At 59.0% G+C, this 26,547-nt stretch carries 23 protein-coding genes; 6 read left to right on the top strand and 17 right to left on the bottom strand.

The features are described from left to right. Positions 1-68: 68 nt before the first annotated feature. From ICY20_RS16695 to ICY20_RS16685, 3 genes are all read right to left on the bottom strand, one after another. Positions 69-383 (bottom strand): contact-dependent growth inhibition system immunity protein, encoded by a 315-nt coding sequence (locus ICY20_RS16695; RefSeq protein WP_159961468.1) that lies wholly within the window; start codon positions 381-383, stop codon positions 69-71. Further along, the gene (locus ICY20_RS16690; protein WP_194938082.1) at positions 380-5,023 is read right to left on the bottom strand and encodes an RHS repeat-associated core domain-containing protein; all 4,644 of its coding nucleotides are present in this window, start codon (positions 5,021-5,023) and stop codon (positions 380-382) included. The genes ICY20_RS16695 and ICY20_RS16690 overlap by 4 nt, the downstream gene beginning before the upstream one ends. A 198-nt stretch (positions 5,024-5,221) precedes the next feature. Further along, positions 5,222-5,836 carry a LysE family translocator gene (locus ICY20_RS16685; protein ID WP_159960029.1) on the bottom strand — a complete coding sequence of 205 codons (615 nt, stop codon included), beginning with the start codon at positions 5,834-5,836 and terminating at the stop codon, positions 5,222-5,224. Between the two features lie 146 nt (positions 5,837-5,982). Here ICY20_RS16685 and ICY20_RS16680 point away from each other — a divergent pair, with 146 nt between their 5' ends. Then, complete coding sequence (locus ICY20_RS16680) at positions 5,983-7,068, top strand: DUF1615 domain-containing protein (RefSeq protein WP_159960031.1); 1,086 nt, start codon at positions 5,983-5,985, stop codon at positions 7,066-7,068. Here ICY20_RS16680 and ICY20_RS16675 read toward each other — a convergent pair whose 3' ends face one another. Then, positions 7,069-7,854 (bottom strand): DUF4349 domain-containing protein, encoded by a 786-nt coding sequence (locus ICY20_RS16675; protein WP_159960033.1) that lies wholly within the window; start codon positions 7,852-7,854, stop codon positions 7,069-7,071. 157 nt (positions 7,855-8,011) lie between these two features. Here ICY20_RS16675 and ICY20_RS16670 point away from each other — a divergent pair, with 157 nt between their 5' ends. After that, entirely contained in the window at positions 8,012-8,434 is a 423-nt protein-coding gene (locus tag ICY20_RS16670; RefSeq protein ID WP_038843905.1) for a PaaI family thioesterase, read from the top strand. Between the two features lie 212 nt (positions 8,435-8,646). Here the strand turns inward: ICY20_RS16670 and ICY20_RS16665 are convergent, their stop codons facing one another. The 3 genes from ICY20_RS16665 to ICY20_RS16655 are packed head-to-tail and all read right to left on the bottom strand — an operon-like array spanning position 8,647 to position 11,233. Further along, complete coding sequence (locus tag ICY20_RS16665; protein ID WP_194938033.1) at positions 8,647-9,828, bottom strand: acetyl-CoA C-acetyltransferase; 1,182 nt, start codon at positions 9,826-9,828, stop codon at positions 8,647-8,649. Positions 9,829-9,839: 11 nt separating this feature from the next. Then, a complete protein-coding gene (locus ICY20_RS16660; RefSeq protein WP_060756454.1) occupies positions 9,840-10,499 on the bottom strand; it encodes a CoA transferase subunit B in 660 nt (219 codons plus the stop codon). Between the two features lie 35 nt (positions 10,500-10,534). Then, positions 10,535-11,233 (bottom strand): CoA transferase subunit A, encoded by a 699-nt coding sequence (locus ICY20_RS16655; RefSeq protein ID WP_010211319.1) that lies wholly within the window; start codon positions 11,231-11,233, stop codon positions 10,535-10,537. A gap of 133 nt (positions 11,234-11,366) precedes the next feature. Here ICY20_RS16655 and ICY20_RS16650 point away from each other — a divergent pair, with 133 nt between their 5' ends. Continuing rightward, entirely contained in the window at positions 11,367-12,269 is a 903-nt protein-coding gene (locus tag ICY20_RS16650) for a LysR family transcriptional regulator (protein ID WP_194938032.1), read from the top strand. A 59-nt stretch (positions 12,270-12,328) separates the two neighbouring features. Here ICY20_RS16650 and ICY20_RS16645 read toward each other — a convergent pair whose 3' ends face one another. The 6 genes from ICY20_RS16645 to ICY20_RS16620 form a co-directional block, all read right to left on the bottom strand. Then, positions 12,329-12,658, bottom strand: coding sequence for a hypothetical protein (locus ICY20_RS16645; RefSeq protein ID WP_159960039.1), 330 nt, complete (start codon positions 12,656-12,658; stop codon positions 12,329-12,331). Between the two features lie 595 nt (positions 12,659-13,253). Continuing rightward, positions 13,254-14,099 (bottom strand): NAD-dependent protein deacetylase, encoded by an 846-nt coding sequence (locus ICY20_RS16640; RefSeq protein WP_194938031.1) that lies wholly within the window; start codon positions 14,097-14,099, stop codon positions 13,254-13,256. Between the two features lie 8 nt (positions 14,100-14,107). Continuing rightward, a complete protein-coding gene (locus ICY20_RS16635) occupies positions 14,108-14,548 on the bottom strand; it encodes a CBS domain-containing protein (protein ID WP_194938030.1) in 441 nt (146 codons plus the stop codon). 130 nt (positions 14,549-14,678) lie between these two features. After that, positions 14,679-16,622, bottom strand: coding sequence for a DNA topoisomerase III (locus tag ICY20_RS16630; RefSeq protein WP_194938029.1), 1,944 nt, complete (start codon positions 16,620-16,622; stop codon positions 14,679-14,681). A gap of 228 nt (positions 16,623-16,850) precedes the next feature. Next, positions 16,851-18,476 (bottom strand): MFS transporter, encoded by a 1,626-nt coding sequence (locus tag ICY20_RS16625; protein ID WP_159960047.1) that lies wholly within the window; start codon positions 18,474-18,476, stop codon positions 16,851-16,853. A gap of 65 nt (positions 18,477-18,541) precedes the next feature. Continuing rightward, positions 18,542-20,188: a GMC family oxidoreductase gene (locus ICY20_RS16620; RefSeq protein WP_194938028.1), complete on the bottom strand. Its 1,647-nt coding sequence runs from the start codon at positions 20,186-20,188 to the stop codon at positions 18,542-18,544. A gap of 130 nt (positions 20,189-20,318) precedes the next feature. Between ICY20_RS16620 and ICY20_RS16615 the strand changes: the two genes are divergently transcribed. After that, positions 20,319-21,212 carry a LysR family transcriptional regulator gene (locus tag ICY20_RS16615; RefSeq protein ID WP_159960051.1) on the top strand — a complete coding sequence of 298 codons (894 nt, stop codon included), beginning with the start codon at positions 20,319-20,321 and terminating at the stop codon, positions 21,210-21,212. 135 nt (positions 21,213-21,347) lie between these two features. Here the strand turns inward: ICY20_RS16615 and ICY20_RS16610 are convergent, their stop codons facing one another. The 3 genes from ICY20_RS16610 to ICY20_RS16600 are packed head-to-tail and all read right to left on the bottom strand — an operon-like array spanning position 21,348 to position 24,380. Beyond that, positions 21,348-22,445 carry a DNA alkylation repair protein gene (locus ICY20_RS16610; protein ID WP_194938027.1) on the bottom strand — a complete coding sequence of 366 codons (1,098 nt, stop codon included), beginning with the start codon at positions 22,443-22,445 and terminating at the stop codon, positions 21,348-21,350. Between the two features lie 19 nt (positions 22,446-22,464). Beyond that, on the bottom strand, positions 22,465-23,811 hold the full coding sequence (locus ICY20_RS16605; RefSeq protein WP_194938026.1) for a glutamine synthetase family protein: 1,347 nt from the start codon (positions 23,809-23,811) through the stop codon (positions 22,465-22,467). An 11-nt stretch (positions 23,812-23,822) separates the two neighbouring features. Continuing rightward, positions 23,823-24,380 carry a helix-turn-helix domain-containing protein gene (locus tag ICY20_RS16600; protein ID WP_159960057.1) on the bottom strand — a complete coding sequence of 186 codons (558 nt, stop codon included), beginning with the start codon at positions 24,378-24,380 and terminating at the stop codon, positions 23,823-23,825. 287 nt (positions 24,381-24,667) lie between these two features. Between ICY20_RS16600 and ICY20_RS16595 the strand changes: the two genes are divergently transcribed. Together ICY20_RS16595 and ICY20_RS16590 are read left to right on the top strand one after the other, a co-directional pair. Then, complete coding sequence (locus ICY20_RS16595; protein WP_159960059.1) at positions 24,668-24,976, top strand: RcnB family protein; 309 nt, start codon at positions 24,668-24,670, stop codon at positions 24,974-24,976. Positions 24,977-25,053: 77 nt separating this feature from the next. Continuing rightward, on the top strand, positions 25,054-26,247 hold the full coding sequence (locus ICY20_RS16590; RefSeq protein WP_194938025.1) for an MFS transporter: 1,194 nt from the start codon (positions 25,054-25,056) through the stop codon (positions 26,245-26,247). Here ICY20_RS16590 and ICY20_RS16585 read toward each other — a convergent pair. After that, the gene (locus ICY20_RS16585) at positions 26,210-26,482 is read right to left on the bottom strand and encodes a DUF1652 domain-containing protein (protein WP_159960063.1); all 273 of its coding nucleotides are present in this window, start codon (positions 26,480-26,482) and stop codon (positions 26,210-26,212) included. The two genes, ICY20_RS16590 and ICY20_RS16585, sit on opposite strands and share 38 nt — an antisense overlap. Between the last annotated feature and the right edge of the window lie 65 nt (positions 26,483-26,547).

The raw sequence follows: 26,547 nt of genomic DNA, 5'->3' as shown, positions 1-26,547 counted from the left end.
GTCAGCCAACAAATACTATGCTGATCCACCGCAATCGCGCCGGCGCTGATTTTATAAGCCTGATCGTCCTAATTTTCTGGCTGATGTAGGAACGTATCTATTTTGCTTATCACATGTTCAAGCCATAGCTTTCCAGATGTCCATTCATGTGGGTAGTAATAGTAGCAATGCTGTTCGCGCAGTAGCTTGTCTTGGAACTCTTGTTCATTTGTGCAAGTTTTTTTTAATTCTAGAATTTCTTCCTTTACGGTGATGATTGTGTCTCGGGATGACTCTGTTAAAAATGAGTCAATCACCTCGTCGGCTGAAGTATAGTCATATACCCAATCTTGATTGAAGTATGCGCCGAGAAACTGTTGGAGCTTGGTCAAAGGGATGTTCATTTTTCTGGGTATCCTGTTAGTAATAGATAGCCATCAGGCATCGTTGGTTTTCTCCTTAGAACTAGAATGAAATTATAAACAGGTATAGAGGTTTCAGTTCCTCTAATTATGCTCACGCCTACAGGCAGGTTGGAACTTTCGTGAATGATATGTTTGTCTCCTCTACCTTCTAAAAATATGGATATCTCTTGGCGTCTCGCAGTTAAAGTATTAGACACAAGAGTTTCAGCTTCCTCAATGGTTTTGAATGTAGAGGCTGCAGGAATATGTGGCTCCAGATTGAGCCTTTCAAACAGTTGCCTGTCTGTCTGCCCGACGTGCTTTTCTATTAAATGACCGCCTTCGTTCTCATGTGTGTCTAGTACGCCGCCGGGGCAATTCCCAGCCCTGCAACTCAACCCTAATGGATCTATCCACCCTGTAGGGTTGGTTGCGTACTGGTAGGCGTTGATCCCACCCGCCAACTTCACCGGGTCAGGCGTCAGGTAGCGGCCGATATCCGGGTTGTAGTAGCGATGGCGGTTGTAGTGCAGGCCGCTTTCTTGGTCGAAGTACTGGCCTTGGAATCGTAGTGGGTTGTCGACTTTTCTGATGTCGAGCCGGGAAATTTCGCCGTAGGCGCGGTAGTGAGCAGACCAGACGATTTCGCCTTCGGGAGTTGTGAGTTCCTGTGGTGTGCCGAGGTGGTCGAGCTGATAGTGGTAGGGCTTGGTGGCTTTTGGGCCAAAGCCTTCCAGAAGGGCCAGCGGGCGGAAGCTGTCGGGTTCGTAGAGGTAGCTTCGGTGTTTATCTTTGTGGTATTCGGCGATGAGTTTGTCGCCTTGCCAGAAGAACTCCGTGGTGATGTTGTCGACGGTTTTGCTGATGCGCCTGCCGAATGGGTCGTAGCGGTAGCTGGCGGCTTGGCCGTTGGGTTTGGTGACGCTTATTAACCGATGTTGGCAGTCGTAGCGGTATTCGGTGACGTGCTGCGGGCCCTTGCCGCGTCGTTCACGGATCAGATTGCCGAAGGCGTCGTAGTCGTAGTGGTTGTCGCCCTGCATCAACAGACGATTGCCAGCCACGATGTCGGGGCCGGGGCGGTCTTGCATGAGCAGGTTGCTAGCCGGGTCGTGACCGAAGCGTTCTTGCAGGTCTTGGGAATGGTCGGCGCGGGTTAGGCGGTTGAGTGGGTCGTACTGGTAGCGGTGTTCGCCTTTGCGGGTGTCGAGCAGGCGGGTGAGGTTGTTGGATTTGTCGTAGTCGTATTGGCGTTGGTAGAGGTAGTGGTTTTGTTGGGTGACGGCGTGGGCGTGGAGGCGCTGTTGGTCGTCGTAGTGGTAGTGGTTGAGGAGTTGGCCTTGCTGGCGTTGGTGTTCCTGGCCTGATTTGAATAGGTGAGAAGTAAGCGTTGAACCGTTGAGTTCGACGGTGGCGAGGTGGCCGCCTTTGGCATGATTAAAAACAACACGGTTGTTATCCGGTAGGCGCAGTTTTTGAAGCTGGCCGCAGGCGTCATAGCCGTAACGCAAGGTGCCCCAGCCTTGGTGTTCGGCGGTGAGGCGGTTTTGTTGGTCGTATTCGTAGGCTAAAAACCAGTGGCTGTCGTCGACGCTAAGGAGATTGCCCTGGCGGTCGTAGGCATAGTCAACAACACTGCTGTCGGGCAGGGTTTTTCGTATGAGGCGTCCGACGAAGTCGCGTTCGTAGCGGGTGACGAGCTGACTGCCGTCATCGCCATGCTCGGTCTTCTCTTGCAGATTGCCGTTAAGGTCGTAGACGTAGGCGGTGCGCTGGCCATCGAATCCGGTTTCCTGTTGGATCAGGCCGTTGGCGTGGTATTGCAACCGATAGGTTTCGCCAACCTCGTTTTCGATCTCGGTCAGCAACAACCGAACATTGTCGTAGTGGTATTTAACCTGGGTGCCGTCAGCGTTGATGCGACGGCTGATCAGGTGCAAACCATCCGCGTACTCGTAGCGCGTAACACGCCCGAGCTCATCACGCTCGGCGGTGATTTTTCCGTAGGGGTTATAGCTGTATTCCCTGCAAGCGCCGCCCGGTAGGACTACCCGAACCAAGCGCCCAACGTGGTCCCACTGATACTGGGTCAGCGCACCATGCTCATCCTCACGCGCGATCTGCCGCCCAATATCGTCATAGCGATACCGCTTGATCCCGCCATTGGGCAGCTGTTCTTCAGTGAGCTGTCCGCGCGCATTCCAGACTAGCCGTTGAGAGCTGTTATCCGGGAACCAAACCCCAATCAGCTGCCCGTGTTTGTTGTAGGTGTAATCGGTGATATGCCCATCAGGATCAATCTTGCGCGTGACATCGCCCTGATCATTTCTTTCATACTTCCAAACCGCGTCACCGCGTCTTACAACCCGTATGAAGCCGTTGTCATGCTCGTATGCTGTCGGCTCATTGTCTCCCGGAAACACCGCCACCAAGCGCCCGGCGTCGTCGTACTGATACGCCGTCACCGCCCCCAGCGGGTCTTGCTCAACCGTCAGCCGGCCTTTGTCATCGTAGGATTTGAAGTGCTCCGCGCCATCCGGATCAACCCGCTGCACCAGCCTTGCGTGCTGGTCATGCACATACACTTCCTGACTGCCATCGGCGTTAAACACCGTGACGCGGCCGTTGTCATCCCAGACATACCGCGTGTCCATCTGCGAAAAACTGGCCCAATGCCGAACACATCGCGCCGCCTTGCCAGACCTTTCCCACCCCCAGAAGAAACTCGCCCCACCGGCCAAACCCCGTTCAAGAATGACGTGCTGGTCGTCGTAGCGATAAACCTCGCTTTCGCCTACGGCATTGGTCGCCGAAATCAGCCTGCCGAGTTCGCCATAGGCGTAGGAAACGATGTTTTGCTCGGTCACCCAGACGTAGGGCTCATAACCCTTGGCCCGCTGAATCTGGTAATCCACCGCCACGATGCGATCGGCCGAGTAGCGCAAAAACAACGAGCGCCCAACACCGTTATTCACCCGCTCAATACGCCCCAAAACATCACGAGAAATACGCAGCCGGTTGCCATACGCATCACTGATCGCCGTCAGCGAACCGTTAACGAAATGGTAAAAACGTGAGGCTTGAGCCAGCACCAACTCATCCGGCTTTTCGCCCAGATAGATTGCCGCTTCGGCCAAGCTATTGGTAATCGCAGGCCGAGAAGAAGAGGGCAAGGGCAGGGCAATCGACCGATTTTCATGATCGGTCCACACCACCGAGTCACCCACAACAGAAAGCCGATGCGCCAGCGAGTGGCTCCAGCCGAACCCCAGCCCGCAATCCACTTCCACGGCGCTGGTGCGGTACAGCCGGGTCCACTCAAACGGCAGAATCCCGTCCAGCGAACCGTCAACCAAAGTCAACAATTCCTCCCCGGTAACCATCGAAACCGGGCAGCCGTCAGTAGCCGTTTTATCCGAACTTGAAGCGGTATCCCCGTTCGGGTTCTTACCCGAAGCCGGCACATCATCCACAGACTCTTGCCGAACCAACGCCGTCCTCTGCTGACCCTTGCCTCGAACCATCGCCACCGGGTTCGAAACCAATTGATCCCCAACCTTCAACGGCACAGCCGGAATTGTTTTTACCGGTGCAGCCGGTCCTCCGAGCTCGAACGGCTTAACCGCGTCGGTATGGGTTTCCAGCTTGCCTCCCACCAACGCCTTAGCCAGCAGCTCCAACAAATGCCGTGCCCGAACGGATTTGATATGCGCCAGCACCTGAGCCCCCAGGCGCACCGCTACCCCCATCGCACCTAAAACCCTCAACAGCAGCAAGGCGATCAACACCTCGCCAGTGACTTCCCCCATCACCTCGTTCATTTCCTGGGGCGGCAACATCCGCACCCAGCTGGCTATCGCCGACAGGTAGATAAACATCAGCGGCTCATCACTGAGCACCAGCAAGCCCTTGGCAATGGCGTCATTGCCCAGCTTCAGCAGTTCATCGAGTTCGGATTGGGAGAGGTACGCCAGCAGCTTTTCACTGTTGGGCTTGATGTCCGCCAACAGGTCATATAACTGCGTGAAATTGTCCCAAAGGCTGTAAAGCGCTGTGCCCATGCCCCGTAGGAATGCTTTTTCAAGCATGCCGCGTTGATCAAGTGGCTTGGCGTCGGCAAAGGTTTTCCACTGGGCTTCAAAGGTATCCGTCCACGCTTCACGCAGGCGCACTTCCAGCTCATCAATCACCGTCTGATAAGACGCATAGAGCGCCTTGACGTGATCCTTGGAAACATTGGGATAAAAGCTGACCCGGTACTGCTGGTTACGATCGCACTCGTTGATTTCGAGAATGCCGCTGGGGCCGATGGTCTTGTGGATCGGTTCGCCCAGTGGGCTGCCCTTGGGATCGACGCGTTGTAGCATCACCGGCGTGTTGCCGATGGGCACAAAGCGCGTGCTCTGGAACAGATGCACCAGTGTCAATGTGCCGTTTGCGCCGCACATTGCGGTGGTGGTGTTGGGAGTGATCGAACTTTTGACGGGCGCGACCAGCGCCACTTCCTCCCCAACTTTGAAAACCTGCTCGACATCCAGCGCCGAGAAGCTCCAAAAGCTTTCGGCCCACTCGTCAAAGGTATTCAGGCACTCACGGAAGTCACGAAACACGGCCTCGACATCGACCGTCTTCACATCCATCGGGGTCAGGGCCAGCCTGCCAATGGCGGGGTTCACGATTGGACCCCGGTAACAATTAAATTCATCTGCAATCCCTCGCACTGTGTAGTCAGTCGAGGGACTTTGCAGAGGTTTTTAGAGCAGAGGAGTAGAGCTTATCTGGCGATCACGTAGGACGTTTCAATTGACGTCGTGCGATTGAAGCATGAGTGTGGGCTTTCAGCGCTGCGCAAACGCCAGATTCAACCCCAGCCCCGCAAACGCTGCGGCAAAACTGCGCCGCAGCCAGTTCTGCACGCGTGGCGACTCAATCACCGTGCGACTAAATACATTGGCCAGCAGGCCATACGCCACGAATACCGTAAACGTCATGGCCATGAACACGCCACTAAGCATCAACATTTGCACAGCAGGGGCGGTGCTGCCTGGGGTGACGAATTGTGGCAGGAACGCCAGGAAGAAAATGGTCAATTTCGGGTTCAGGATATTCATTAGAAAACCACGCAACATAAGACTACGCGAGCTGGAGACCGTCGGCGTGTCGCTCACGGCAAAGGCCGAGCGATCCCGCCAGGTGGCATACGCCACGTACAACAGATAGGCGACGCCTGCGTACTTCAGCATGTCGAATGCCAAGGCACTGGTGTGTAGCAGGGCGGAGAGGCCGAGAATGGACGCCAGCAAGTGCGGGATAATCCCGGCGGTGCATCCCAGTGCAGCGAACACACTGGCGCGTTTGCCGGCCATGAGGCCTGTGGACACGGTGAAGATCACGCCGGTACCGGGAATCAGCACGACGATCAGGCAAGTGACGAAGAAATTCAGACTGTGCATGACATTCAAACTCCTTTTATGAATGGTGGTTGGTCGATCCTGTCATTTTTGTTCATGATTGGCGAGCGCACCCGGTCGGCGAACCCTGGTTAGACTTACCGGTCGATATCTGTAATGCCCGGCCCGTTGTTATCCAAGGATGTCCCATGCTCCCAAGCCGCCTGATCCTGTGCCTCACCCCTTTGCTGGTACTGGCCGGTTGCTCCACCGCACGCAGCCCGCAGCAGCCGGAGCGCAGCGAAGCCGAGGTGAAAGCGCAAATCGTGCGCCTGCTGCCTGCCAAGGTGCCGGACCGAAACGGCTGGGCGCAGGACATCTACACCGCCTTCGACACGCAGAGGATTTACCCCAGCACTGAAAATATCTGCGCGGTGCTGGCGGTGACCGAGCAGGAGTCCACCTACCAGGTCGACCCGCCCGTGCCGAACATGGGCAAGATCGCCCAGGATGAAATCCTGCGTCGCGCGGGCAAAGTCCATGTGCCAGCGTTTGTGGTACGCAGCGCCCTGCAATTGCGTTCGCCAACGGGCAAGACCTACGCCGACCGGCTGAGTGCCGCGCGCACGGAGAAAGACCTGAGCGGTATTTTTGATGATTTCATCAGCGTGGTGCCCTTGGGCAAAACCCTCTTTGACGGCTTCAACCCCGTGCACACCGCTGGCCCCATGCAGGTGAGTATCGACTTTGCGCAGAAACAGGCGCGGGGTTATCCCTACACAGTGGATGGCTCTATCCGACGTGAAGTCTTCACCCGCCGTGGCGGCATGTACTTCGGCATTGCCCACTTGCTCGGTTACCCGGTGAACTACGACCAGCCGCTGTACCGCTTTGCCGACTTCAATGCCGGGTGGTACGCCAGCCGCAACGCCGCGTTCCAGGCGGCGGTCAGCCGCGCCTCAGGCAAAGAGCTGGCGTTGGATGGGGATTTGATTCGCTTCGGTTCGTTGCTGCCCGGTACCACCGAGTTGGCAGTGCGCTCATTGGGGGCGAAGCTGGATATGCGTAACCCGAGCATCCGCAGTCAACTGGAGCAGGGTGAGCAGTTGGACTTTGAGCAGACCACGCTCTACACGCGTGTGTTCGCCCTGGCCGATAAGGCTGCCGGAAAGCCGATGCCGCGGGCAATCCTGCCGGGCATCGTGCTCAAGAGCCCAAAGATCACCCGCAACCTCACCACGGCGTGGTTCGCCAAGCGGGTGGACGAGCGTTATCAGCGCTGTCTGAAGCGCTGATCAGCTGCGGCGTTTGACGAACCGGCGCCACAGCCACACCCACAACCAGATCACCGGGAACGCCAGGATCACAAACGGCAGCACATAGCTGGAGCGTTCCACCGCGTCGGCGGTGCCGTTTACCAGGTTGTCGCCGAGGTTGCTGAACATGCGGCTGAACCGCGACGGTTGATTTGCACCGTCGGATGAGCGGAAGTTCAGGGTTACGCGGTTGGTGTCGAGACGGCGTTGCTGGTTGGCGGCGATTTGTGCCAGTTCCTGCAACTCGTTTTCGATGGATGCTTGCTCCTTGCTCAAGGCGATCAGGTCGCTGACGGTGATGTCCTTGCGCTTGGCCAATTCGTCCAGGCGCTGTTGCTGGGCTTGCAGGCGCTCTTGGCGGCGGCGCACATCGGCGACGGCGTCGGCCAGGTCTTCGGCGGTGGTGATGCGCTGGCCGAGTTTGCCACCTTCGGCTGCCATCGCAACCATGGGCTCCACGCCGGTCGGTGCGATACGCAGGATGATCTCGCCACCGTTGCCGTCTTCGGTAATGCCCAGGATATTGCAGGCGCCAAATCGTGCCGTTTCGCAAGCTTCGCGGGTGGCCTGCATGCGTGGCACCAGCAGCGCGCCCGGTAGGGCAAGCGTCAGTTCATGTTCATACGCCAGTTGCGCGCCAGCACGGCTTTGCTCGCCGTTGATCACCCTTGCGCGGGAGTGATCCTTGGGTGAACAGCCCGCTAGGGTCAGGGCTGCCAGTAGGCACAACAGGTAGGATTTTGGTTTGCCGTCCAGGTGGCGCATTACGATTCCTTGGGAGGTGCGGGGAAATTGGACGGCGATTAAAGCGGGTCTGGCGGATTAACGCAAAGCATCAAAGGGGATTTGCGCCGCTGATGGTGATGGCTGTGACTGAGGGGCAGGCGTACACCTCAAGCCTGACTCCAAGGAAGAACTCGCCATGATCGCCCACGCCGTGCCCGAAGGTTTTGTCTCGTTGCCCCGCAGCAGCCCACTTCTCGATTTATTAGGCCCTGCGTATTGTCGGGGTGAAGGCTTGCAACTGGAAATCGGTTTGCGTGCCGACAATCGTCATGCGAACGGGCGCGGTACCGTGCATGGCGGGGTGTTGGCGACCCTGGCGGATATCGGCATGGGTTATGCGATGGCGTTTTCCAGTGAGCCGCCGTTGCCGCTGATTACGGCGAGCATGACTCTGGATTACCTGGGGGCGGTGCAGGTGGGGGAGTGGATTGTGGTGCGCTTGGAGCATCACAAACGCGGGCGGCAGATGGCGTTTGCCACGGTGAGTTTGCAGGTGGGGGAAAAGGTGGTGGCGCGGGCGAGTGCGGTGTTTGCGGTGCCGCAATCTGACAGGCAATAAGGATCAAATGTGGGAGCGGCGGTGCGACGATTCGACTTGCTCGCGAATGCGTCCGGTCAGTCAAAGAATATGTGTCTGACACACCGCATTCGCGAGCAAGTCGAATCGTCGCACCGCCGCTCCCACATTTGAACTGTGTTTTTTCAGACAGAGCGCATAAAGAAAAGGCCCGGTTTTCGTGGAACCGGGCCTTTTCAATGTTGCTCATTTAATCAGCTGCGTTCGAGGGCCAGCGCTACGCCTTGGCCGCCACCGATACACAAAGTGGCAAGGCCTTTCTTGGCATCACGCTTGATCATCTCGTGCAGCAGGGTTACCAGCACGCGGCAGCCTGAGGCGCCAATCGGGTGGCCGATGGCAATGGCGCCGCCGTTGACGTTGACCTTGTTAGCGTCCCACTCCAGCTCTTTGCCCACCGCCAAGGCCTGCGCGGCGAAGGCTTCGTTGGCTTCGATCAGGTCCAGGTCGCTCAGGCTCCAACCGGCTTTGTCCAGGCAGCGGCGAGTGGCCGACACCGGGCCGATGCCCATGATCGCCGGGTCGACGCCGGCATTGGCGTAGCTGGCGATGCGGGCCAGCACTGGCAGGCCGAGGGCCTTGGCTTTGTCAGCACTCATCAGCAGCACGGCTGCGGCGCCGTCATTGAGGCTCGAAGCGTTGCCGGCGGTGACACTGCCGTCTTTCTTGAACGCTGGTTTGAGTTTGCCCAGGGACTCGGCAGTCGTGCCGGCGCGGGGCTGTTCATCTACGGCGAAGGTGATTGGATCGCCTTTACGCTGGGGGATCAGGATCGGCGTGATTTCGTCAGCAAAGCGCCCGGCCTCGATAGCAGCGGTGGCTTTTTGCTGGGAGGCGGCAGCGAAAGCGTCCTGGGCTTCGCGGCTGATGCCGTATTTGTCCACCAGGTTTTCGGCGGTGATGCCCATGTGGTAGTCGTTGAACGCATCCCACAGGCCGTCGGTGATCATGCTGTCGATCATCTTGGCGTGGCCCATTCGCAAACCGGTGCGTGCGGCGGGCAGTACGTAGGGGGCGAGGCTCATGTTCTCCATGCCGCCGGCGATGATCACCTCGGCATCGCCACAACGGATGGCTTGTGCGCCCAGGTGCAGGGCCTTGAGGCCGGAACCGCAGACTTTGTTCAGGGTCAGGCTCGGCACCGCGTGGGGCAGGCCGGCGAGGATCGAGGCCTGGCGTGCCGGGTTCTGGCCGCTGCCTGCGGTGAGTACTTGGCCAAGGATCACTTCATCCACTTGGGCCGGGTCCAGGCCGGTCTGCTCCAGCAGGCGGCGGATCACGGCGGCACCCAGTTCCGGTGCCGGGATGTTCGCCAGCGAACCCTGGAAGCTGCCCACGGCGGTGCGGGTGGCAGCAACAATCACGACGTCTTGCATGGAATCTGTCCTCACTGGAAGTGCATTTCTGGAACGTGGTCCGGGACGATCAGTTTACCGGCGGTCTTGCTCACAATCTCTTCAACGCTGACGCCAGGTGCGCGTTCCTTGAGGACAAAAGCGCCATTTTCGATTTCCAGGTACGCCAGGTCAGTCAGTACACGCTTGATGCAGTTGGCGCCGGTCAGCGGCAGGCTGCACTGGCTGAGTAGCTTGGACTCACCGTCCTTGGACGCATGGGTCATGATCACGATGATGTTTTCTGCGCCGGCCACCAGGTCCATGGCGCCGCCCATGCCTTTGACCAGCTTGCCGGGGATCATCCATGAGGCGATGTTGCCCTGTACGTCCACTTCAAATGCGCCGAGCACAGTGAGGTCGACGTGGCCGCCGCGAATCATCGCGAACGACTCGGCGGAGGAGAAGATCGAGGCGCCAACGCGTGCGGTGACGGTCTGCTTGCCGGCGTTGATCATGTCGGCATCGATGGTGTCTTCGGTAGGAAACGGCCCCATGCCCAGCAGGCCGTTTTCCGATTGCAGCATCACTTCCATGCCTTCGGGGATGTAGTTGGCCACCAGGGTCGGAATGCCGATGCCGAGGTTGACGTAGAAACCGTCCTGCATTTCGCGGGCGACGCGTTGAGCCATTTGTTCGCGGGTAAGAGCCATGGGTGTTTCCTCTTATTATTCGGGCTGGAGGCGGATTATTTGCGCACGGTGCGCTGTTCGATGCGCTTCTCGAACGTGCCGCAGATGATCCGGTCGACGTAGATGCCAGGGGTGTGGATCTGCGCCGGGTCCAGCTCGCCCGGTTCGACGATTTCCTCGACTTCAACCACGGTGATCTTGCCCGCGGTGGCGGCCAGTGGGTTGAAGTTCTGGGCGGTGTGGCGGTAGATCACGTTGCCGAAGTGGTCGGCTTTCCAGCCTTTGACGATGGCGAAGTCGCCGGTGATGGATTCTTCCATCAGGTATGGGCGGCCGTTGAACTCACGGGTTTCCTTGCCTTCTGCGACCGGAGTGCCAACACCGGTGGCGGTGAAGAAGGCCGGGATGCCGGCACCGCCTGCGCGCATTTTTTCTGCCAGGGTGCCTTGGGGGGTCAATACCACTTCGATTTCGCCGCTGAGCAGTTGCTTTTCGAACAGGGCGTTTTCACCGACGTAGGAGGCGATCACTTTGCTGATCTGTTTTTCTTCCAGCAGCACGCCCAGGCCAAAGCCGTCGACGCCGCAGTTGTTGGAAACTACGGTCAGGTCGCGGGTGCCTTTGCGCTTGATCTCGGCGATGAGGTTTTCTGGAATGCCACACAGGCCAAAACCACCGGAGAGCACGGTCATGCCGTCTTCCAGGCCTGCCAGCGCTTCTTCATAGGACGCCACGCGTTTATCGAAACCTGCCATATGCACCTCTTTTATTGTTTGTGGTCCAGCCAGTGAACCGAGTGTTGCGCCGATGGATTGATTTGTTAAGTTGTTTTTTAAGGTCGATTGATTTAGAAAACAGCATAGTTGCCCAGCCGCTCGGAGTAGCCTTATGACAGTTAAACAGATGCGGGCGTTTCTCGCCGTGGCCCAATCCTTGAGTTTTGCCGCCGCTTGCGAGCGCCTGCATCTCTCCCAATCGGCGTTGAGCCTTACCATCAAGGGCCTGGAGGAAGGGCTGGGTGGGCGCCTTTTCAGTCGCAATACGCGCAATGTTGCGCTGACCCCTGAAGGTGAGTCCCTGCTGCCCTTGGCCCGGCGTTTAATTGCGGAGTGGGACAATGCCGAAGACGAACTGCGCCAGCGCTTCACCTTGCAACGTGGGCGGGTGACGGTGGCGGCAATGCCGTCGTTTGCCGGTAACCTGTTGCCACCGATCCTGAAGATATTCCGCGCGCGTTACCCTCAGGTGAATGTGACGGTGCATGACCTGATCAACGAGCAGGTGTTGGAAATGGTGCGCGACCGCCAAGTGGAATTGGGCGTGGCCTTCGAGCCAACAGACGGTTCTTCGCTGGCGTTCACGCCGTTGTATTTGGATCGCTTTATCGCCGTAGTGCCCGGTGATTCGCCGTTGGCAGCCTGTGCCGAGATCGATTGGAAAACCCTGTTGGAGCAGCCGTTCATCACGTTGCAAAGGCCGTCCACGGTGCGGGTGATGCTGGAAGAGCACTTGGGTGCGTTGCAGATGAAGTTGCCGGTCGCGCTGGAGAGCCATCAATTGGCGACGGTGGGCAAAATGGTTGCCAGTGGCTTGGGCGTCAGCGCCGTGCCAGCGTTATGTGCGAGACAGATGGAAGAGGCGGGTGCCCATTGCATTACGCTGCGCGATCCAGTGATTGAGCGCCCGATTGGTGTGTTGACCAAGCCAGGGCATGAATTGTCGGCGGCGGCGCAAGTGCTGTTTGATATTTTTCGGGATGAAGCGGGGAAGGGTAGGTTTCCCACGTTTTAACAGTACTTGAAATAAAAATGGGCACTGGTAAACCAGTGCCCATCTAAAGTGAGTGTTACTTAGTAGTAACGGTCAACAACTTTAACTTGCGAGCTGTCTTTGAAAGACGCCCAGGCATTGTTAAGTGTGTCGAAAACGTGTTCGATAAAGTTGCGATCAGCCGCCGCTTTTTTACCGACATAACCCTGGCCACGGCGGTACATCTTCAGGCGTGCCGCGAGCTCACGGTTATTGCGGTCAAACTCGGCTTCTTCGGTGTGGGGCGCCAGGCAGTCAATTTGGACTTCGCCCGATTTGCCAACCCAAAGGATATGGTCGTCGAGTGTGTCTTTCTGCGCTGCGAACATCTCAGCCAATTCATCGATAGTTGGTTGGTTGTTCAGATTCATGTGTAAGCCCCTTGACCAGTTGGCGATTTATCAATTGATGAGTAAGTTGTCTCCGGTTCCGAAAACCGGGCGTCAGCGACTGTCTGCCGAATACGGGCAGGGTCTTGAACCTGATGCATGTAGTCTTGCTGATGAACTGCTACGCAATGGTTTCATAACGAAGACAAGAGGCGTTTGAGCTCCTTGTACCCACCCTTGCGGGTCGGTCAGCTTCATCAATCTGCCTTGTGGGCAGTGCACATCCGGATAGAACAGCTCGGCGGTCAGACGAGCTGGTTCAAAACACGTGTTGCCAACGCTCCCGATCCGGGAGACGTCTCGATAATGCAAGGACAAAAGGGTTACGTCAACGGTTATGTAGTGATTATTTTTGGTCACTACATAAATCGTCGTGAGGACGGGGGGATGCGGGAAAATGTGACTTGGGCGTCACTTTCTGGAGTGGCAGGTCGTAGCTCACGAACAGTAGATTCAACACAAAACCCATGTGGGAGGGGGCTTGCTCCCGATAGCGGTGTATCAGTCACTGATCTATTGACTGACACACCGCTATCGGGAGCAAGCCCCCTCCCACAGTTGATTTGTGGTGTTTTTGCTATTGGAGGCGGTCAGTGAGTAGGGGCAACAACGTCTCGCAAGACGCCTCGATCTTCACCTGCAACAACTCATCCCCCCGCGTCTTGCCCAGGTTGATCGCTATCACCGGTTTGCCTTGCTCCACCATCGCCTTGCACAGCCTGAACGCTGAATAGGCCATCAGCGAAGAACCCACCACCAACAACCCATCGGCTTGTTCCACCGCGGCCATGGCCTTGGCCGCTGTGGGCGGTGCCACGTTCTCGCCAAAAAACACTACATCTGGCTTCAATCGCTGACCATTGCAATGGGGGCATCGGGGCACCTGAAAGCGCGCCTCAAACGCTGGGTCCAGCAATGTATCGCCATCCGGTGCCTGCACCGCATCGACGCCGGCCAGGTAGGGGTTCTGTGTTTCCATCAGCCGCTGGATCGCATTGCGCTCGCTGCGTTGCTGGCAATCCAGGCATAGCACCCGGTGCAGGCTGCCGTGCAACTCGATTACGTCATGGCTACCAGCTTGGTCATGCAGGGTATCGACGTTTTGGGTGATCAGCCCACTGATGCGCCCGCGTTGCTGCAACGTCGCCAGCGCCAGGTGAGCCTGGTTTGGCTGGGCAATACATACCCTGGGCCACCCCAGCATCGCCCTGGCCCAATACCGGCGCCGAGCTTCTGGAGTGGCGGTGAATTCCTGGTACATCATGGGCGGCTTACCCCGGCGCACGCCTTCGCTGTCGCGGTAATCGGGAATGCCCGATGACGTGCTGATCCCCGCGCCGGTCAGCACCAGAAAGCGCCCGCCGGCCATGGCCTGGTGCAGGGTGTCGAGGTGGCCTTCCTGGTGTTCCAGGCTATCGAGCATGGGTTCCCCTATTCGCCGCGAATGTACTGCTCCAGCTGTTTAATCAGGTCAGCTTGATCGGCAATGGCTTCTTTCACCAAGTCGCCAATCGACAGCAAGCCCAGCAGTTGGCCGTCTTCGACGACAGGCAGGTGGCGCAGGTGGCTGTCGGTCATGATGTTCATGCACTCATCGACCTTTTTATGGGTGTCGACGGTGATCACCGGAGAGCTCATGACTTCATCGACCCGCGTGGTCACAGACGACAAGCCTTTGAGGATAAGTTTACGCGCGTAATCCCGCTCACTGATGATGCCTACCACCACGCCTTCCTTGACGACTGGCAAGGCCCCGACGTTTTTCTCCGACATCCGCACCAGTGCTTCAAACACGGTGTGGTCCCATTGGATGGTGTGCACGTCCTGGTTTTTAAGCTCCTTGGCTTTGAGCACTTGTGCGACGGTTTTCATGGCGGCCACTCCGGTGTTGTTATTAGGTAGTCAAGGTCCCCTAAAGAATCCTAGACGGCCTGCGCGGGGGCAAGGTCCAAAGCGGCGTTAAACCCGTCGAAAAACGTCATTCGCCGGATTTTTTTGCTGTTTACCCCGCATTTGCCGGCTTTTTAGCGCGTTTTGGGCTGGCGCTGGTCTTGCGCGGGGCGCTCTTGCGTTTCTTTTTCCATGGCGCGGCCCCTGAGGGGCTGGCCGGCCCAGTGATGGTCATGCGCATGCCATTGCAGCGTGCCACTTGCTTGCTCATCCAGGCCGCTTGTTTGGCGACGAATTCTTCGAGGCTCATTTCGCCGCTTTGCACCATGTCCAGCGCCTGCTCCCAGATGGCCGTGGTGCCGGGGTCGGCAATGGCCCGGGGCACCGCGTCGATCAGGCTGAACGCCGCCGGTGTGGCCGACAGCGCCTTGCCGTTCTTTACCAGGTAACCGCGGTCGAGCAAGCCTTGAATAATCCCGGCCCGGGTCGCTTCGGTACCGATGCCGGTGGTGTCCTTGAGCTTTTGTTTGAGCAGTGGGTCTTCCACCAGTTTGGCGACGTTTTTCATCGCCTTGATCAGGTCGCCTTCGGTAAAAGGTTTGGGTGGTTGGGTCCACAGGTCTTTGAGATTGACCTTGGCTACCGTGTACTCCTGGCCCTGAACCAACATCGGCAGGGCCTGCGGTGCAGGTGCTTCACGGCCCTTGGCCGGCGCCAGCGCTTCGGGCAAGGCGCGCTTCCAGCCCGGCTCGATCACGACCTTGCCCACCGCACGCAACGCTTGCCCGGCGCAGTCGAAATCCGCCTGGGTGCGGTCGTATTCATGGTTGGGCAGGAACTGCGCCAGGTAACGCGCACGAATCAAGGTGTAGACCGCACGGTGCTTACCCGTTAGTTGCCCTACGTCCTTGCCTGCACCGGTGGGGATGATGCCGTGGTGGGCGCTGACCTTGGCGTCGTTCCATGCCCGTGAGCGGCGCTGGGGGTCGATATGGGGCATCAGCTCATTCACCGCGGCATCGGCGCGGCCCAGGGCGTCGAGGATCTTCGGCGCATCGCTGTGCTGGCTAACCGGCAGATAGCCGCAGTCGCTGCGTGGGTAGGTGATGACTTTATGGGTTTCGTAGAGGGATTGGGCGATATCCAGCGTTTCCTGGGCACCGAGGCCGAGTTTTTTGGAGCAGATTTCTTGCAGGGTGCCCAGGTCAAAGGGCAGGGGCGCCACTTCACGCATGCGTTCGGTGCGCAGCTTGACCAGCCGTGCACTGGCGGCGTTGCGCATGGCCTCGGCCGCATCGCGGGCCAGTTGGGGGTTGAGGCATCGGCCCTGGTCGTCACAAACATCGTCTGCTGCTCGCCATTGGGCAGTGAAGGTCATGCGCTCGTGGTGCAGGTCTACGTCAATTGCCCAATAGGCTACCGGCACGAAGTCGGCGATGCTGCGGTCACGGTCTACTACGAGGCGCAGGGTTGGGGTTTGTACGCGACCTACCGGCAGCACACCTTGGTAGCCGGATTGGCGCCCGAGCAAGGTAAACAGGCGGCTCATGTTCATGCCAATCAACCAATCGGCGCGGGAGCGGCCCAAGGCCGAGTGATACAGGCTGAAGGTTTCGGCGCCGGGCTTGAGGGTCGCCAGGGCCTTGCGGATGGACGCGTCGTCCAGCGCCGACAACCACAGACGCTGGATGGGCCCGCGATAACGGCAATGCTCCACCAATTCGCGGGCAATCATCTCGCCTTCACGGTCGGCGTCGGTGGCGATCACCAGCTCTTGCGCCTCACCGAGCAGTCGCTTGACGGCTTTGAACTGGCTGGCAGTCTTGGGTTTGACGCGCATCTTCCATTTTTCCGGGACGATGGGCAGGTCGGCCAGCACCCAGCGCTTGTACTTTTCGTCGTAGGCGTCGGGCGGGGCGGTTTCGAGCAGATGGCCGATGCACCAGGTGACCGTGACCCCGTTGCCCAGCCAACAGCCGTCGCCCCGGCGACTGGCGCCGAGTACGGCCGCGATATCCTTGGCCTGGGAGGGTTTTTCACAGAGGTACAGCCGCATGGTCGTCACATCAGATCGGGTTGATGCTGTGCAGGATGCTTAGTCAGCAGCGTTTGATCAACCTTTATCTGTATGGATGTACAGCAATTTGTGTAGATGCCTCAAGGCAAATGTGGGAGGGGGCTTGCTCCCGATTGCAGAGTGTCAGTCAAAGAAGCTTCAACTGATACACCGCTATCGGGGGCAAGCCCCCTCCCACAGGGGATCTTCTGTGTTCAGACGATCGGGTTAGTTATTGTCGATGTCTACGTGGCGTGTTTCTTTCAGGCAGAACATTCCCACTACCAAACTCACCCCCGTCACCACCACCGGATACCACAGGCCATAGAAGATATCCCCGGTATACACCACCAACGCAAACGACACCGTCGGCAGGAACCCGCCAAACCAGCCGTTGCCAATGTGGTAGGGCAGGGACATCGAGGTATAGCGGATACGCGTTGGGAACAACTCCACCATCAACGCCGCCAACGGCCCGTAGCACATGGCCGCGATCAGGATCAGCGCCACGATCAGCACCACCACCATGGTTTTATTCACTTGCGCCACATCGGCTGAGCTTGGGTAGCCAGCCAGGGTCACGGCGCCGCGCAGTGCCTTTTCGTCAAAGCCGTCAATACGCACTTCGCCGACGCTCACCTGCACCGGGCTGCCCGCCGGGGCCGCAGCGCTGCTGTAGGGCAGGCCCTGCTTGACCAGGAACGTCTTGACCTTGTCGCACGGGCTGTCAAATTTCGCCTTGCCCACCGGGTCGAACTGGAAGGTGCAGGTGGCCGGGTCGGCCAGTACGGTGATCGGCGCCTGGGTGCTGGCCTGGTCCATCGCTGGGTTGGTGTAGTGCGCCAGGCTCTTGAAGATCGGGAAGTACAACACGGTGGCCAGCAACAGGCCGAGCATCAGCACCGGCTTGCGTCCCACTTTGTCCGACAGCCAGCCAAAGAAGATAAAGAACGGCGCGCCAATCACCACGCTGATGATCAGCAGCATGTTGGCCAGGGCCGGGTCCATTTTCAGGAATTGGGTGAGGAAGAACAGCACATAGAATTGCGCGGCGTAGAACGTCACCGCTTGCCCGCCGTTGATGCTGAACAGCGCGATCAACACCACCTTGAGGTTTTCCCATTTGCCGAACGAATCACGTATCGGCGACGTGCTGGCCTTGCCTTCCTCTTTCATTTTCAAGAAGGCCGGCGATTCGTGCAGGCTCATGCGAATCCAGGTCGAGATACCCAGCAGCACGATGGAAAACAGGAACGGAATACGCCAGCCCCACACTTCGAACTGGTCACCGGTGAAGTAGCGGCAAGCCAGCACCACCAGCAGCGACAGCAGCAGGCCGAGGGTCGCGGTGGATTGAATCCAGCTGGTATGGAAGCCGCGCTTGCCCGCAGGCGCATGCTCGGCCACATAGGTCGCCGCGCCACCGTACTCGCCGCCCAAGGCCAGGCCTTGCAGCATGCGCAGCACGATCAGGATGATCGGCGCCGCAATACCAATGCTGGCGTAGGTCGGCAATAGCCCGACGCAAAAGGTCGCCACGCCCATCAAAATGATGGTGACCAGAAAGGTGTATTTTCGCCCGATCATGTCCCCCAGGCGGCCGAACACCAACGCGCCGAAGGGGCGCACCACAAAGCCGGCAGCAAAGGCCATCAACGCAAAGATAAACGCCGTGGTGTCGTTGACCCCGGCAAAGAACTGTTTGCTGATTACCGCCGCCAGGGCGCCGTAGAGGAAAAAGTCATACCACTCGAACACCGTCCCCAGGGAGGAGGCGAAGATGACCTTCTTCGAGTCGTTGCTGGTGCTCGCGGCGTTGACCGCCGAGCCCAAGGGTTGAGCATGTTCTGACATCGGGTAGCCCTCACAGTGATTATTTATTGTTGTTCCACTGTCGGCGCCAGTTTCGGCGCCGCTATTCAGATTGCATGAACCAGTTCTCTCTGCGGGGTGAGGCTCCTTGTATTCGGCGAAAGGATCAGCTGCGCGGCTTTCTCCGCGATCATCAGCGTAGGTGAACAGGTGTTGCCGGACGTAATGCGCGGCATCACCGAAGCATCAGCAATACGCAGGCCGGGCACGCCGTGTACCCGCAGCTGGGCGTCAACCACAGCGTCTTTATCGCTGCCCATGCGGCAGGTGCCCACCGGATGGAAGATAGTAGTCCCGATACGCGCAGCCGCTTCGTGCAGTTGCTCCTCGGTTTGCAGCGAGTCGCCGGGCAAGTACTCCACCGGTTTGAACTGGCTCAGGGCGGGCGCGGCAACAATGCGTCGCGTCAGGCGAATGGCATCGGCGGCCACGCGTAGATCCTCTGGATGGCTGAGGTAGTTGGGCCGGATCAGCGGCGCATCCTCCGGGTTGGCCGAACGAATATCGATGCGCCCCCGGCTTTGCGGGCGCAGGTCGCAGACCGACGCGGTAAACGCCGGGAACGCGTGCAGCGGCTCGCCAAAACGTTCCAGAGACAGCGGTTGCACGTGGTATTCGAGATTGGCCGAGGCCTGGTCCGGGCTGGAGCGAGCAAACGCGCCAAGCTGGCTGGGCGCCATCGACAGCGGGCCGCTGCGGTCATAAAGGTAGCGCAAGCCCATGCCCATCTTGCCCCACAGGGTGCCTGCGATCTGGTTGAGGGTGCGAGCGTTTTCCAGCTTGTAGATCAGCCGTAATTGCAGGTGGTCCTGCAGGTTGCCGCCAACACCGGGCAGTTCGTGCAGCACATTGATGCCCAGCGGCTTGAGCACGCTGGAGGGGCCGATACCTGAGCGTTGCAGAATGCCCGGCGAGCCCACGGAGCCGGCACACAGGATGATTTCCTTGCGCGCCTTCCAACTCACCTGCTGGCCTTGCTGACGCCCAATCACCTGGGAAGCGCGGCCGTTTTCCAGCAGCACGCGGTCTACGTCAACCTCGGTCAGTACAGTGAGGTTGGGGCGCTGGCGGATCGGCTTGAGAAACGCCTTGGCTGCATTCCAGCGCACACCGGCCTTCTGGTTGACCTGGAAGTAGCCGCAGCCTTCGTTATCGCCTTGATTGAAGTCGTTGATGTTGGCGATGCCACTCTGCGCCGCCGCGTCGCGAAACGCATCGAGGATAGGCCAGTGCAGGCGCTGTTGCTCAACGCGCCACTCGCCGCCGTCGCTATGGAACTCGGAGCTACCGGCAAAATGGTTTTCGCTCTTCTTGAACAGGGGCAGCACATCGTCCCAGCCCCAGCCTTCGTTGCCTTCGGCCGCCCAGCCGTCGTAGTCACGGGCCTGGCCGCGCATGTAGATCATGCCGTTGATGGATGAGCAGCCGCCCAGCACTTTACCCCGTGGATAACTCAGCGCACGGCCTTGCAGGCCTTCCTGGGCTTCGGTCTTGAGGCACCAGTCGGTGCGTGGGTTGCCGATGCAGAACAGGTAGCCGACGGGGATGTGGATCCAGGGGTAGTTGTCGCGGCCACCGGCTTCAAGCAGCAATACGCGGTGGGCGGGGTTGGCGGACAGACGATTGGCCAGCAAGCAGCCTGCGGGGCCGGCGCCTACGACGATGTAATCGTACTCAGCAGTTGCAGTGGGCATTTGAGGTCTCGCTTGTTTTTCTTATTGGCTCCATCCTAGTTGTTAGTTTTCGTCTTAAAAATGTTAGTTTTTACCCAGCTGCTGTGCGTTTTTAAACAGCGCGGCGAAGACCCATGGAGATGGAGGGCACATGTTCGATTGGAATGACCTGCGCTACTTTCTGGAGTTGCAACGCAGCGGCCGCCTGCTGACCGCCGCGCAACGTCTGAAAACCACCCACGCCACCGTGGCCCGGCACATCGAGGCTATCGAGAAAAGCCTGGGCACCGCGTTGTTTGTGCAGCACGCCCAGGGCTATGAGCTGACCCCCGCCGGCGAAGCCCTGCTCAAGCATGCCGAGGCCATGGAAAACGTCGCGCTGCTGGCCGAAGACGAGCTGACGCACTCCGCCGCGCCGCTGGGCAAGATCCGCCTGGGGGTGGCCGAAGGTCTGGGGGTGATGTTCCTCGCCAGTCGTATGGGCGGGCTGTTCGAACGCTATCCGGGGTTGGAAGTGGAACTGGTAGCCGTGCCGCGCTTTGTCAGCATCCTCAACCGCGAAGCGGAAATCAGCATTCACCTGGAGCGCCCCAGCGTCGATCAACTGGTCACGCGCAAACTCACCGACTACCGCCTGGCGCTCTACGCCAGCCGTGATTACCTGGCGCGTAACCCACCGATTGAGAAACGCGAAGACCTGGCGGCCCATGCGTGGATCGATTACGTAGACGATCTGCTGTTTAGCCAGGAGCTGAAATTTCTCAGCAGCTTCTGCCGCAACCCCAAGGTGGTGTTCCACAGCACCAGCGTGATCGCCCAGCACCAGGCTGCGCGGTCGGGGTTGGGGATTGCGGTGTTGCCGTGCTTCATGGCCTCCGGCGATCCGGACTTGGTGGCGCTGCTGCCGGGGGAGGGTATCCAGCGCAGTTACTGGATCAGCTCGCGCAGGGAGTTGCATAAATCGGTGCGGCTGCGGGTGTTGTGGGATTACGTGGTGGAGTTGTGCGCGCGGGAGCAGGGGTTGCTGCTCGGCGAATCCAACTGACCGAAACAGGATTAAAATGTGGGAGGGGGCTTGCCCCCGATGACAGTGTGTCAGTCAACACTTTCACCAACTGACACTCCGCCATCGGGGGCAAGCCCCCTCCCACATTTGAGCAGTGGTGTTGCTTGGAGCCTGTCAGGCCAGCAATTCAAACTCCGCGCTGCCCAGCCTCTCCCCATTTACCATCACATGCACCACATGCCTGCCCGGATAGTGCTTGCGCGTGGTCAGCTCGCGGATGTGCTGCTCGCGCCTCAGGCTGTGGTGCTCACCCGCACCGAGGCTAAACGCCTTGAGCTTGAACACCTTCTTCGCGCTATGCCCGGCGCTTTTCACGTAATCAATGGCGTAATCCACCACCAGCTTCTGTGCTGTGGCCGCTGTTGATTCCAGGCTGAACGACAGCGCGATCCGCTCCCCCAGGTTGATCACCGCCGGGGTCACGCTCAATCCATGCAGCTTCACTTCAGCCTTGCCCCCGGCGCCCATGATCGTGAGTGCGCGGGTGTTGCCTTGCTTGATCAGGCTGCGCAGGGCATGGCGGGCGATCCAGGCAGTGTGGGGGTTGTCGAGGGGCCAGCCTTCGATGAGGGTAAGCACCCAATCCGGGTGGTCTTTGGTGATGTCGTTGAGATGGTTGGCCACCGACTTGCGTACGTACAGGCTGGGGTCGGCCTTGAGGTTGTCGAGGATCGAAGCGCACAGTTCGGGGTTGGCTTGTACGTCTGCCAGGCGAAACGACCAGGGTAGGCGCGGTCGCGAGCCTTCGCTGGCCAGGCGTCGTACGTGTTCGTTGTCGTCCAGCGACCAGGTTTGCATCACCGCCAGGGTGCGCTGGAAGTCGTGCAGCAAAAAGTGCCGGATCGCAAACTCGGAGGAGCCGAAGGTGGTGAAGTATTTGAGTGCAGCCATGGAACGCTTGAAGTCATGCAGGCCGTAGCTCGCTACGAAGTGCGGCAGGAACAGGCTGACAAACCCGCTGTTCAGGCGCGGTGCCAGGGCGTAAAGCAGTTTGAGGGTTTGCGTGTAATCCAAGGGGATCACCGCGTGCAGGCTCTCGCTGACCCGTGCCATGCGTTGCATCACCGACAACTCGGCCAGCCCGGTCTTGGCGTGCTTGAGGAAAGCCTGGGCGTCGAACGCTGGATACACCGCTGTCATCTCGGTAGCGATGTGGTGCAGGCGTTCGACGTTGAAGATTTCCTTGAGCGCCGGGGCGCTTTGGTCGGTCATGGGTGATTCCATCATAGGGTTAAAGAAACCAGCGATATTCCCGCGCATGGATCTCTTGCTGGAAGGCGAGGTGGTCCTGGCGTTTGTTTTCGCAGTACACATCGACAAACTCGGCACCCAGCTTATCGCGCAATACCGGTTGATGTTGCATGGCACGTACGGCGTCGAGCATTTCCACGGGGAAGTCGGTGCCGCTGCTGCGGTCTTCGTTCAGCGGGGCGATGGGCTCGCGCTTGGCTTCAAGGCCATGCTCCAAGCCGACGAGGATCGTCGCCAGCACCAGGTACGGGTTGGCATCGGCACTGGCGAGGCGGTGTTCGATGCGCAGGTTGCGCGGGTCGGACTCGGGGATGCGCACGCAGGCGTCGCGGTCCTCAAAGCCCCAGCTGGCGCAGGTTGCCGCGTTGACGGTGCCGCCCAGTCGGCGGAAGGCGTTGTGGTTGGGCGAGAAGATCGGCATGCAGTGGGGCAGCAACTCCAGGCAACCGGCCACGGCGTGGCGCAGGGGTTGCTGCTGGTGCGCCGCCAGCAGGTTATTGCCGGCGCCGTCATACAGGCTGACATGCACATGCATGCCGCTGCCGGGGTATTGCAGGTAGGGCTTGGCCATGAAGCTGGCGCGGTAGCCGTGCTTGAGCGCCACGCCTCGGGTACTGCGGCAGAACAGGGCGGCCCAGTCGGCGGCGCGCAGGCCGTCGTCCAGATGACCGAAATTGATTTCGAACTGGCCGGGGCCAATTTCGGCGGTGATCACGGTGATGTCGATGCCCTGGGCCTTGGCGGTCTGGGCCATGTCGTCCAGTACTTCGCTGAACCGCGACAGGCGTTCTATATGCAGATTGGGCTGGTCGTCGGCGTCATCGCTCAGCGGGTCGCGGGCAAATTGCGGCAGGCCATCAGCGAGCTTTTTATCGAACAGGTAGAACTCCAGCTCAAACGCCACCACCGGGTGAATGCCCTTGTGATGCAGGCGCTCCAGCACCTTGGCCAGCACTTCCCGGGGTTCGAATTCGATGGGCGCTTCGGTGCCGTCAGAGGTGATCAGCATTTGCCCCAGCGGCTGCGACTCCCAGGTAACCGGCTTGAGCGTGCCTGGCACCAGGCGGCGGTTGGCATCGGGGTCGCCGTCGTTAAAACAGTAATCGCCGATCTTGAACAAGCCACCCTGAGCGCCCAGCAGTACGGCGTTTTGTGGCAGTTTCAAGGGGCTACCGGCGGCGACCTTTTCCAGCATCTCCACGGGGTAGCGCTTGCCATAGAAGTGCCCCGGAATGTCCAGGGCGATCAGGTCGACATAACGCACGTCGGGGTGGTTCTGGCGAAAGGTCCGTACTTCGGCCAGCAACGTGGTGGATTGGCTTTTCACGGGTGCAACTCCTAGTTGTAAACCCACAGCACGCGGGCGGGCAGGTCGGTCAGGTTGGCGTAGCGGCAATGGGCGAAGCTGGCCAGGTGGAAACTGTCGCCTGCGAGGAGGGTGACTGAATCGGCTTCACCCTCCACCCACAGCGTCAGCTCGCCTTCCAGTACAAAACCGGCCTGCTCGGCACGGTCGCTCATGGTCTGCTCACCGCTGTTGGCGCCGGGGGCCAACAGGCTGTCGAGCATCGAGAAGGCGCCGTTCATGCTGGGCGAGACGAGAATGTCGGTGATGCCGTTGGCGTAATACACCGTGCGCCGTTCGTTGGGGCGGGTGATCCAGCTCACCGCTTTGGGTTTGGGCTGGCTGTAGAAATAGGTGGTAGGCACGTCTAGGGCGTGGCTGATGGCGGTCAAGTCCGCTACGGTCGGGCGCGACAACCCGCGTTCGACCTGGGACAGGAAGCCCACTGAGCGCTCGATTTTTTGCGCGAGCTGGGCGAGGGTGAGCTTCTTGTGCTTGCGCAGGTCGTGGATCAGGGCGGCGAGGGTGGCGAGTTCTTCTTGTGGGGTCATGAAATATATATCGAATAATTTCATGAAAAATTACATGAATTATTTCACGATGGCAATGAGCCCCTCCAGGTTGGTAGATCCCCTGTGGCGAGGGAGCTTGCTCCCGCTGGGCCGCGAAGCGGCCCCAACTCAGGCAGCGGGGTGGTTCAGGTAGATCAGGGTGGGGCTTTTTGGGGCTGCTGCGCAGCCCAGCGGGAGCAAGCTCCCTCGCCACAGGTATTGGGTTGAATGATTGCGTGCGCCAGCGGTCCGAACTTGGGTGAGCACTATTTATTGAAGGAGCACCCATGAAAGCCAAACCCCTGATCGCCTGTCTGTTGGTCGCCACCAGCCTGTCCACTGCCAGCTTTGTCGTGCAGGCCGGTGATACCCCGCAAGAAACCGTGCAGCCTTCCAACATCAACACCCGTGACTTGAAAGAAGGCGACCGTGCGCCGGACATTTTGATGCGCAAGGAGTCAGCCGTCAGCGACTGGAAAAAACGTGGCCTCAAGCAGCCGGAGGACGAAAGCCAATGGGCACGGGTAGGCGATAAATTCGTGTTGCTCAAGACCACCAACGGCACGATTCTCGAGATTACGCCCGTCAAGAAATGACCTTGTATTTTGCCCCTGCTCCTGGGTTAAGGTAGCCGGCTATAAAAGGGCCGCGTTACCTTAAAAAAGAGAGCAGGATGCTTGCCACAATAAGAAATTACCCCCGCACCGTTAACCTGTTGCTGTGCGCCACGTTGATGCTGACGCTGGCCAAGGCCATCACCTTTCCCTACCTCGTGATCTACCTCACCAGCCACTTTGCCCTGGACATTACTCAGGTGGGCCTGGTGATTGGCAGTTCGTTGATCGTGGGCTCATTGCTCAGTGTGTACGGCGGCTTTCTGGTCGATCGCATCAACAGTTATCGGCTGTTGCTCGGCTTGAGTGTGGTGTTTGTGCTGGGCTTTATCGGCACGGTGCTGGCGCAGAATATCTGGGCGTTCTACAGCTGCCTGATCCTGATCAACCTCGCCTACGCGGTCATCGATATTGCGGTCAAAGCCGGCTTTGCCAGCCTGCTGTCTGAAGAGGCGCGCAGTGAAGTGTTTTCCATCAAGTACACCCTGACCAATATCGGCTATGCCGTCGGGCCGTTTTTTGGAGCGATGATTGCCAGGCTGGATATCAGCTTGCCGTTTATGCTGTCGGCGCTGTTGGGGGCGGGATTTTTCTTGCTGTACTGGCGCTGGGGCGACCGCTCGCTGACTACTGTGGATGCCACGCAAAAACCCGTTTCCTTTCTTGCAGTGGGGCGTGTGCTGCTGCGGGATCATCGCTTGGTGTGCTTCACGATTGGCGGCTTGCTCAGTGCGGTGGTGTTCGGCCAATTCACGGCCTACCTGTCGCAGTACCTGGTGACCACCACGAGCAATGAATACACGTACACCGTCATCAATGCGGTGCTCACCACCAACGCCGTGTTGGTGATTGCCTTGCAATACGTGATCGGTCGCCGCATTTCCCACCGCTACCTGAGCCAGTGGCTGATCTTTGGCTTGAGCATGTTCATGCTTGGGTTGATTGGCTTTGCCTTGTCTACCAGCGTGCTGTGGTGGGTGCTGGCGATGGCGGTGTTTACGGTGGGGGAGATTGTGGTGTTTCCGGCCGAGTACATGTTTATCGACCGAATTGCCCCAGACCACTTGCGGGGCATGTATTACGGTGCGCAAAACCTGTCCAATCTCGGCGCCGCCCTGGGGCCGGTGCTGTGTGGGCTGGTGTTGGCCAGCCTGCCGGCCCACTACATGTTTTACATGCTGGGGGCGTTTATTGTTGGGGGCGGGGTGTTCTATTTTATTGGGGCGTCGCTGAAGGCCAGTCATCGAGCGTGAGCTTGCCGACATTGTTGCTTTGCAGTTCGTAGCGCAACTCTTCCACCATCGTTTGCACTTCTTGCGGGGTCTGCAGCCGGTTGGTGCTGATCCCCGTGACGACCAGGTCTACCCGGCCGGTTTGCGCGTCGAAGACCTTGAGGGTCAAGGACGCGTCCCGGCACAGGGTAAACTCACACGTCAGCGGCGACAGGCCTTCTTCGATGCAGTTTCGCAGTTGCGAGAGGGTAAACATGCGAGTTCCTTCAAGGCATAAGTTTCGACCCTTGAAGGTTAAGGACTGGCCCCTGGCGCCATAAG

Origin of the sequence: Pseudomonas pisciculturae (assembly GCF_015461805.1) — a bacterium.
Taxonomy (GTDB): Bacteria; Pseudomonadota; Gammaproteobacteria; order Pseudomonadales; family Pseudomonadaceae; genus Aquipseudomonas; species Aquipseudomonas pisciculturae.
This window is presented reverse-complemented; position numbering and strand designations above follow the sequence as displayed.

Excerpts from the sequence above, each read along its gene's own strand:
- ICY20_RS16695 (WP_159961468.1), bottom strand. The coding sequence starts at position 383 with ATGAACATCCCTTTGACCAAGCTCCAACAGTTTCTCGGCGCATACTTC.
- ICY20_RS16690 (WP_194938082.1), bottom strand. The coding sequence starts at position 5,023 with ATGGATGTGAAGACGGTCGATGTCGAGGCCGTGTTTCGTGACTTCCGT.
- ICY20_RS16685 (WP_159960029.1), bottom strand. The coding sequence starts at position 5,836 with ATGCACAGTCTGAATTTCTTCGTCACTTGCCTGATCGTCGTGCTGATT.
- ICY20_RS16680 (WP_159960031.1), top strand. The coding sequence starts at position 5,983 with ATGCTCCCAAGCCGCCTGATCCTGTGCCTCACCCCTTTGCTGGTACTG.
- ICY20_RS16675 (WP_159960033.1), bottom strand. The coding sequence starts at position 7,854 with ATGCGCCACCTGGACGGCAAACCAAAATCCTACCTGTTGTGCCTACTG.
- ICY20_RS16670 (WP_038843905.1), top strand. The coding sequence starts at position 8,012 with ATGATCGCCCACGCCGTGCCCGAAGGTTTTGTCTCGTTGCCCCGCAGC.
- ICY20_RS16665 (WP_194938033.1), bottom strand. The coding sequence starts at position 9,828 with ATGCAAGACGTCGTGATTGTTGCTGCCACCCGCACCGCCGTGGGCAGC.
- ICY20_RS16660 (WP_060756454.1), bottom strand. The coding sequence starts at position 10,499 with ATGGCTCTTACCCGCGAACAAATGGCTCAACGCGTCGCCCGCGAAATG.
- ICY20_RS16655 (WP_010211319.1), bottom strand. The coding sequence starts at position 11,233 with ATGGCAGGTTTCGATAAACGCGTGGCGTCCTATGAAGAAGCGCTGGCA.
- ICY20_RS16650 (WP_194938032.1), top strand. The coding sequence starts at position 11,367 with ATGACAGTTAAACAGATGCGGGCGTTTCTCGCCGTGGCCCAATCCTTG.
- ICY20_RS16645 (WP_159960039.1), bottom strand. The coding sequence starts at position 12,658 with ATGAATCTGAACAACCAACCAACTATCGATGAATTGGCTGAGATGTTC.
- ICY20_RS16640 (WP_194938031.1), bottom strand. The coding sequence starts at position 14,099 with ATGCTCGATAGCCTGGAACACCAGGAAGGCCACCTCGACACCCTGCAC.
- ICY20_RS16635 (WP_194938030.1), bottom strand. The coding sequence starts at position 14,548 with ATGAAAACCGTCGCACAAGTGCTCAAAGCCAAGGAGCTTAAAAACCAG.
- ICY20_RS16630 (WP_194938029.1), bottom strand. The coding sequence starts at position 16,622 with ATGCGGCTGTACCTCTGTGAAAAACCCTCCCAGGCCAAGGATATCGCG.
- ICY20_RS16625 (WP_159960047.1), bottom strand. The coding sequence starts at position 18,476 with ATGTCAGAACATGCTCAACCCTTGGGCTCGGCGGTCAACGCCGCGAGC.
- ICY20_RS16620 (WP_194938028.1), bottom strand. The coding sequence starts at position 20,188 with ATGCCCACTGCAACTGCTGAGTACGATTACATCGTCGTAGGCGCCGGC.
- ICY20_RS16615 (WP_159960051.1), top strand. The coding sequence starts at position 20,319 with ATGTTCGATTGGAATGACCTGCGCTACTTTCTGGAGTTGCAACGCAGC.
- ICY20_RS16610 (WP_194938027.1), bottom strand. The coding sequence starts at position 22,445 with ATGACCGACCAAAGCGCCCCGGCGCTCAAGGAAATCTTCAACGTCGAA.
- ICY20_RS16600 (WP_159960057.1), bottom strand. The coding sequence starts at position 24,380 with ATGACCCCACAAGAAGAACTCGCCACCCTCGCCGCCCTGATCCACGAC.
- ICY20_RS16595 (WP_159960059.1), top strand. The coding sequence starts at position 24,668 with ATGAAAGCCAAACCCCTGATCGCCTGTCTGTTGGTCGCCACCAGCCTG.
- ICY20_RS16590 (WP_194938025.1), top strand. The coding sequence starts at position 25,054 with ATGCTTGCCACAATAAGAAATTACCCCCGCACCGTTAACCTGTTGCTG.
- ICY20_RS16585 (WP_159960063.1), bottom strand. The coding sequence starts at position 26,482 with ATGTTTACCCTCTCGCAACTGCGAAACTGCATCGAAGAAGGCCTGTCG.